At 36.3% G+C, this 6,125-nt stretch carries 6 protein-coding genes; all 6 read left to right on the top strand.

What is annotated here, in order from left to right; translation table 11 throughout:
* Positions 1–720, top strand: a 720-nt coding sequence (locus Megvenef_RS06795; protein WP_322777219.1) for a hypothetical protein, incomplete at its 5' end; no start/stop codon positions are given.
* A gap of 22 nt (positions 721–742) precedes the next feature.
* Positions 743–1,720, top strand: a complete 978-nt coding sequence (locus Megvenef_RS06790) for a hypothetical protein (protein ID WP_322777218.1) — start codon at positions 743–745, stop codon at positions 1,718–1,720.
* 133 nt (positions 1,721–1,853) lie between these two features.
* Complete coding sequence (locus tag Megvenef_RS06785; RefSeq protein ID WP_322777217.1) at positions 1,854–3,200, top strand: CCA tRNA nucleotidyltransferase; 1,347 nt, start codon at positions 1,854–1,856, stop codon at positions 3,198–3,200.
* Positions 3,190–4,029 (top strand): metal ABC transporter substrate-binding protein, encoded by an 840-nt coding sequence (locus tag Megvenef_RS06780; protein ID WP_322777216.1) that lies wholly within the window; start codon positions 3,190–3,192, stop codon positions 4,027–4,029. The genes Megvenef_RS06785 and Megvenef_RS06780 overlap by 11 nt, the downstream gene beginning before the upstream one ends.
* Positions 4,030–4,213: 184 nt before the next feature.
* Positions 4,214–5,275 carry a hemolysin family protein gene (locus Megvenef_RS06775; protein WP_322777215.1) on the top strand — a complete coding sequence of 354 codons (1,062 nt, stop codon included), beginning with the start codon at positions 4,214–4,216 and terminating at the stop codon, positions 5,273–5,275.
* Positions 5,276–5,625: 350 nt separating this feature from the next.
* Positions 5,626–6,125 (top strand): transposase (locus tag Megvenef_RS06770; RefSeq protein WP_322776251.1); only part of this gene is annotated, 500 nt, incomplete at its 3' end.

Below are 6,125 nucleotides of genomic sequence, written 5' to 3'. Positions count from 1 at the left end.
GGTTGGCCTGCTCCTGTTGCATTGGTGTTTGTTAACGCTTTAAACCCAATTCCTAATCCAAATGAAGTTTTGGTTGCCGATGGTCTTTTTGGGCCTGGACCGGATAACTTGATGAATAGAATAAACGCCCATCCACACCTTCGCGGCCTTGTTTTGGCAGGAAATACAGGAGGTAACCTGACTATTGAGTCAAAAGCTGCTGGGACTGGTGGTAATACTATTACTGTTGCATCGAACTTAGCCGCCGCGACGGTAGATATAAATGGGCAAGGAGCCAATGGCGTTAACGGAGCTACGGCGTTAAATGCTGGAAATGGAGTCGCTGGAACAAATAAAGTTGAAGCTTCACAAGTCTTTGGCTATACTATGAAGCCAAGAAATCAGCAAGTTCTTCAAGACTTAAGTGAATTACAAACTGAGCTTGTTACTATTGCAGCAGATAGCTCTTTGCCAAATACAGTTGCGACATTATCCGGCCTTGCGACTATTGTTACTGGTTTGTTGTCTGATTCTGTTAATGAAGCGAAAATTGAATCAGATGTTGCAAAAATTGTCCTAGAGAGGACTGATGCTCAAGTGAAAAAAGATTCTGGTATTAGCAAAGAACAAGAGTACTTAAGAGTTCTAGACTTAGCACGACTTATGTCGACTTTGTCTCATTTACTTAGTATGTTGCAAAACACATTGGTAAAAGCTGAAGATATTATGTTTTCAAGATAAATAATTTTAAGAGATAAATATTATGCCAACTATAGGAAGTAACCTTACATCAGCCCTTGATATATTAAATTCCGCTTCTGGAAAACGTAGAGATATAGGTGATCTGTCTAATAAAGTTCAAGATTCATTGGCTAATGTTACAACTGGACAAAAATTTGGTTCGCGCGCCGAGCTGGATGCTACTGGATTATCAGGAAGATTTGATAATGCTCAGGCTATGATTTTAAAAGCTGAGGCGAATAAGACAACGGTATACGTGTCAGACGGTAAGCTTAAATCGCAACAACAGGCTCTTATTGACATTAATAAGGCGATGGTTAGATTTGAGCAAGAACGAGCACAAAATTCTGCAGCAGCTGGAACCGATGTTCAGAAAGCAGACAAAGCCTTGGGTGAAATTGAGCGAATTATGCGGAGTAAAAACCAATCAGGCGAGTATATATTTGGTGGTAATGATCCGTTTACTGATCCATTATCAGTCATCGATCCAGTTACAGGTAACAGAGTTGCGATTAATCTAAAAACTCAAAGTAATGTCGTAGGTGGTAGTGTATTAGTAAATAATTATAGTGATGCTGCTCCAGATGTAACGGTGGTAACTGTCTCTTCCGCTCATGAGGTAAAACAAGGCTTTCTCTATCCTGGAATGGATTCTATGGTTAAAACTATAGGATACCTAAATATGGTTAAAACTGGAGTTGTTGCTGGTGTACCGGCAGTTACCCTTGCAGATATTGGTGCTGCCCAAGACGTTCAAAGACTTGCGCGCGGGGAGACACAAGTTCTTGTTAATCTTGAAATAGAAAAAGTTGAGGCAGCAAGAAGTATTAACTTGTCAGATATTAATTCGGCCTCAGCAATCCTGAAAGAGTTTAAAGGAGATTTGGTAGAGTTGACTGGTAGAGCTAAGACATTGCTCGAAAGCTTTGTGGCTTCGATTTCTATTGCTAATGCCGGAGATAAGGCTTTTGACGCGCTGCTTCAAAATAGTAGGATTTAAGCAAGGCGTATAAAGAAGGTTCTCGTAATAAGTCGAATATAAGATCATTCGCAGGATCTCTAGAAGCAAAAGAAGATCCCGGGTCAAGCCCGGGATGACAAAATAAACTGTCATCTCCTGAAATTAAACCGGTATGAAAAGGCTTAATCAAGTTCTAAACATAAAATCAAAAAATTATCTAAAAATTGTCAAATTATTGACAGATGCTGGAGCCCAAGTAAGGCTCGTTGGTGGAGTTGTTAGAGATACTTTGCTTGGATGGCCAACAAAAGATATAGATATGGCAACTGATTTTAAGCCATTGCAAGTTATTAGTGTCTTAGAAGCTCGTGGAGTAAAAGTCATACCTACTGGTATAAAATTTGGCACAGTTTCAGCTCTCATCAATAAAGAAGTTTTTGAAATTACTACTTTAAGAAAGGATTTGTCCTGTGATGGTAGGCATGCCGATGTCGAGTATAGTAATGATTTTAGAGAAGATGCCCAGCGTCGGGATTTTACGATTAATTCGCTCAGTTACTGCCCTATAAAACATGAAATATATGATTATTTTGGTGGTGTTGATGATCTCAATAATCGCAGAGTTATATTTATTGGTACTGCGGATGAAAGGATTCAGGAAGATTACTTGCGAATACTTCGGTTTTTTAGGTTCTCTTGTAAATATGCTAATAAGATAGATGAAGAAGGGTTAGCAGCCTGCGTCAGATTTAAAGATACGTTGAAGTTGCTTTCTGGTGAACGAATAAAGCATGAAATGGATACTATGTTGTCTCTTGAGCGGAGCCCATATATTTTAGCAACAATGTATGATTCAGAGATTATGCAGGTTATTCTCCCTGTTACTAGATATGATCAAGTGATGCACATAAAAGCTATAAATATAGCGAAGGATTTTAACATATCCCTTGATTTAGGTGCTGTATATGCAATTTTGTTTAGTGCGTCGTTATACTTCTCCCACAACTCTACTTCCGCGGACGATTGTATCGTTCCAGTGCTCAGATTTTCACGTATGCCAAGTGGTGTGCTGCGATCTTCTGCCTCGTATACTCCTAGCTCTCGCCTAGCAGAAGAGGGCTCTGCAAAAGATCTATTGAAAAAATTATTAGAGTTAAAATTTTCTAGAGCTGAAGCGTTATTAGTAATAAAACTATTGCAGTTAAAGAAATCCTTAGATAAAGGGTCTGCCGAGACATTATTAAAAGTAATTTGGCTTGAAGAGAAATCGTTTTTGAGCTATTTTGTCCTTGCTTCTGTGTGGCTTGAAGATAACAAAATAGTTTATGATTTACTGGCTAACCTAAAGAATAAAGATGTTCCTAAATTTCCGGTTGATGGAAATGATCTTATAAAATTGGGTTATAGAGGAGAGACTCTTGGTAAACTAATAAAGAGCTTGAAGTATAAATGGATTCAAAGTGACTTTGCTTTGAATAAAGAAGAAATAATTAATTTGGTAAAAAATTGTGAAATATAGATTGGTGTTAGTGTTATTTATTTTGATGAGTAGCTTGTCAGCAAATGCAAAGCCCAAAATAGTAACCAGTATTACGCCGATTGCAAGTTTGGTTGCTATGCTCACTGAGGATGAAGCTGATGTGATTGCGATTAACACTTCATCTGGTTGTCCGCATCATTATCAGATGAAACCGTCTGATAAGGAAAAGATTTTTGATGCGAAAATGTTGATTTATATAGATGATAATTTTGAAAGTTTTGCTGGAAAATTAGCTGAAAAATTCAAAGGTAAAGTTATAAAAATTAGTGATTTTGGATCCATAAATTTTCAAGATGACAAGGATGCAATAAACTGGCATTTTTGGCTTGATCTTGATAATGTTTTAGCTCTCCACGAAGAGCTCGCAGAAGTTATTATAAAAGAAGTACCTGAACTCAAATTAATAGTCGAGTCAAACAGAAATAAAGCTAGAGCTAAAATTAAGTCGCTAATACAACTTAAGGACCATGAATTATCGTCGATTAAAGATATGGTTGTGGTAAGTGACAGCTTCGAGCATTTTTTTAATGGCATTGATGCTGGGGTTGTTAAATTATATCAAAAAGAGCATTCAAGTTTGAAGGATTATAGTGATATTGAGTCTATCCTAAACAATCAAACCAATCAATGTGTGGTGGTTGATTCAAATCAAGATGATAGTGTGTACAAGAAATTTAACAAAAGAATTGTTAAAATAGATTCTGAAAATTGGATAAGCGAAGATGAAAATGGGTCGAAGGTGGATTTATTTTGTAAAAAATACTTAGAAATGATCGAGTTATTAAAACAATGTGTAGACAAAAGTTAAGTGACCCTCTTGCAGATGTAACATAATCTCAATATCTAATATTATGTGGGTCAAAAGGGTAAAGTATGTTGCCAACATGAAAAAATAGTTGAATTATTGATTGAGCAAAAACCTTCTTAAATAAAGAATTATTGCGAGAGGCTTCTTCTTTTAGACAACTAATTTTATAAAGTAGATAACAAAAATGCTGACCTCCTTATATCTTATATGTGCAATTTTTCTTGTATTTCTAAATGGTTTTTTTGTAGCAGCGGAATTTGCTATGGTACGGTTGCGTACTACAAAAATAGAGATTCTACAAACAACTAAAGGATTTAGTGGAATTATCCTTGCTAAAATTCATAAAGATATAGATTCCTATCTCTCGGCTTGTCAACTTGGCATCACTTTAGCTTCCTTAGGATTAGGATGGGTAGGAGAGCCAGCTTTTGCACATTTGGCAAAACCCATATTAGAGTTAGTGGGCATTGTATCAGAGACTCTCATAGAAATTATTTCATATATAGTTGCGTTTTCTATCATATCTTTTCTTCACATTGTAGTGGGCGAATTGATGCCAAAGACCATGGCTATTCGTCAAGCAGAGAAAATTTCCCTATTAACGGCTATACCTTTGTATGGTTTTTACTGGATTCTGTTTCCTGTAATCTATTGTCTTAATAGCTGTGCCTTCATGTTATTAAAAATGTTCAGATTAGATAGTGTGAATGAGGATGAAAATGCCTACTCTGTAGAAGAATTGAAAATAATTTTAACAAGTAGTCATTTACATGGAGGGATAGAACAAGACGAGGCCAGAATCCTTACTAAAGCTTTAGAGTTTACAAAACTATTGATTAGTGACGTAATGCAACCAATTGAGAGTCTTGTAGCTCTAAATAATAAACATTCTATAAAAAATAACTTAGCCTTAATTGCTGATCGTCATTATAGCCGTTACCCTGTTTACCAAGAAAGTATAGAAAATATTTTGGGTATTATCCATGCGAAAGATTGTTTTGCTGCTTTAGCACACGGTTCAGAAATTATTAACTTTGATGGTTTGTTGCGCCCAGCACTAAAAATTAATACTAGTGAAGAAGCATTAGATCTTTTGCCAAGATTCCAAAATGGAATGACTCATTTAGCTCTTGTGTATCAAGATGAACAGTTAGTTGGTTTTGTAACCTTGGATAATTTACTTCAGGCATTGACTGGTAAAATAAAAGATGAATTCCATCGTGTTAAAAACCCGGGTTTGATATAAGAAACGATGGCGATTCTGGTTGATAGCCTATTCTCATGGCAGAAATGCGCTTATACAACATAAAATCCATCCTGAATCAAGTTCAAAATGATTTTCTTGGTATAAATGGATCGACCGTGCGTAGCTCACAATGTCACGCTTGCGACAGATGGACGATAATAAGATAAATATTAGATTTAGTCATGTCCGGCAAGAAATACAGTCATACCGGACTTGATCCGGTATCTCGGGCAGCAGAAAGAAGATCTTGAAATAAATTCAGGATGACGGTCTGTACGGGTCTGTCCATCTAAGTGTGTAAATTCCTTATAGGTTATATAATCAATTAATATAACTAAGAGGAATAAAATATGACTAAAAACACTATCAATAATAAGAATAATGAAGCTATATCCGCAGCGATAGATTTACTGGTAAGTAAAGAAGTAGATCTATCGAATGTTTTAAGCAAAGGCGGGTTATTGAAACAACTAACAAAACGTCTTGTGGAAAAAGCTTTACAGGCAGAGATGAATAATCATCTAGGTTATGACAGATACGATCGTATTATCACTTCTAATAACGCCCGTAACGGTGTATCTCAAAAGAATCTAATCACTGATAATGGCCTTATTACAATAGACGTTCCAAGGGATAGAGATGCTGAGTTTGAACCTGCAATCATTCCCAAAAGAAAAACAAGAATTGAAGGTTTAGATCAAAAAATTCTATCCTTATACGCCAAAGGAATGAGTCTATCAGATATTAAACTTCAGATTCAGGAACTATACGGGGCTGACATTAGCGAAAGCCTTGTTAGTAGAATTACTGATGATGTCATGGACGATGTTAAAGCTTGGCAAGGCAGGCC

Source organism: Candidatus Megaera venefica (genome assembly GCF_034554655.1).
Taxonomy (GTDB): domain Bacteria; phylum Pseudomonadota; class Alphaproteobacteria; order Rickettsiales; family Rickettsiaceae; genus Megaera_A; species Megaera_A venefica.
The sequence above is the reverse complement of the archived record's forward strand: the minus strand, read 5'-3'. Positions and strand labels throughout refer to the sequence as shown.

Bases quoted from the DNA above. Each gene is read 5' to 3' on its own strand.
- Megvenef_RS06785 (WP_322777217.1), top strand. From the start codon at position 1,854: ATGAAAAGGCTTAATCAAGTTCTAAACATAAAATCAAAAAATTATCTA.
- Megvenef_RS06775 (WP_322777215.1), top strand. From the start codon at position 4,214: ATGCTGACCTCCTTATATCTTATATGTGCAATTTTTCTTGTATTTCTA.
- Megvenef_RS06790 (WP_322777218.1), top strand. From the start codon at position 743: ATGCCAACTATAGGAAGTAACCTTACATCAGCCCTTGATATATTAAAT.